The sequence below is a fragment of the Bifidobacterium sp. UBA6881 genome (assembly GCA_002451435.1).
GTDB lineage: Bacteria > Actinomycetota > Actinomycetes > Actinomycetales > Bifidobacteriaceae > Bifidobacterium.
Genome location: DKCF01000071.1, coordinates 1 through 1,453, shown reverse-complemented (window position 1 = coordinate 1,453; position 1,453 = coordinate 1). Strand labels below are relative to the sequence as shown.

General features: G+C 61.7%; 2 protein-coding genes. Both read left to right on the top strand.

Features of this window, described 5'->3' with window-relative positions; genetic code table 11:
* The coding region (locus B3C64_RS05310) for a hypothetical protein (protein WP_291534240.1) at window positions 1-183 on the top strand (183 nt) is incomplete at its 5' end.
* Between the two features lie 161 nt (window positions 184-344).
* A partial coding sequence (locus B3C64_RS05305) for a glutamate-cysteine ligase family protein (protein WP_291534238.1) occupies window positions 345-1,453 on the top strand: 1,109 nt, incomplete at its 3' end.

Genomic DNA, 1,453 nt, shown 5'->3' with positions numbered 1-1,453 from the left:
CCGAACCACGTGACGGGACGCGGCATGTTCGGCAAGATCCGCCGTCTGCATCCGGAAGCCAACATCGTGTCCATCGACTACGATCCGGGCGCTTCTGAGGCGAACCAGCTCAACCGCATCAAGCTGATGATCTCCGCCGCGAAGAAGGCGCACCGCGCCGCGCAGGAGGCCAAGGCCGCCTGACGCGCTGGCGGCGGTCTCCGAGAGCGATTCCGGATGGACGCAACCGCGGATGACGGCTTTTTGAATAGCGGGCCCCGACCGGGAACGGCCGAGGCCCGCTATCGATTTTCCGTATAACGTCTTCTGCGTTGCGCGGACGGTTTTCCATTACGATGGCGAGCATGACAACGCCGAAGATTACGTATGCGCATTTGCTGACCAAGCCGAATCCAAAGCACGTGGAGAGCTTGGTCAAATTTTTTGAATCCGGTTGCCAGAGCCGCGGCACGGGCGGCTTCGGCGTGGAGATAGAGCATCTGCCGGTACACAACAGCGACGACACCGCCGTGAACTACTACGAGGAGAACGGCATCGGCACGCTGCTGAATCGCATCCGCCCGTACTACGACGAAGACAAGGAATATTGGGAGAACGGCCAGCTGGTCGGCTTGGCGCGCGACGGCATCTCCGTTTCGCTGGAGCCGGGCGGCCAGGTGGAGACCTCGATCGGCATCCTGCACAAGCCCGAGGACCTTTCCCGCATCTACGGCAGGTTCCGCCGCGAGACGGATCCGATCCTCGACGAACTTGGCTTCCGCCTGGTGAACTACGGCTACCAGCCGAAATCCAGCTACGCCGACGTTCCGGTCAATCCGAAGGACCGGTACAAGGCGATGACCGCATACTTGGGACGCGTCGGCCAGTTCGGCCCGTGCATGATGCGCTGTTCGGCGTCCACGCAGGTGAGCATCGACTACACCGACGAGAAGGACGCGATCCTGAAACTGCGTCTGGGAACGGTGATCGGTCCGATTCTGGCATGGTTCTTCCGCAACACCCCGTATTTCGAGGGCGCGGAGAACCCGTATCCGCTGCTGCGCCAGCGCATGTGGGATTACTTGGACTTCCAGCGCACCAACGTCATCCCCGGCCTGTTCGACCCACGCTTCGACTGGGAGGACTACGCGGTGGACGTGCTGTCCACCCCGATGATGTTCGCCGACCTGACGCACACGCCCGAGGCTCTGGCGGTGCCCGGCACCGACCTGCACCATCCGGCGTTCTATGAGAACGCGAACGACGTGTACCCCGACCGCGAGCTCAACCCGTATGAGATCAACCATGTGATCTCCACGCATTTCAACGACGTGCGCCTGAAGAACTTCATCGAATTCCGCCATTGGGATTCGCTGCCGGTCGCGCGTGCGGAACGTCTCACCGAGATCATCGGCTCGCTGTTCTACGATTCGGCGAACCTCAGCCGTTTGGCGAGCTACTTCGACGGCATTCG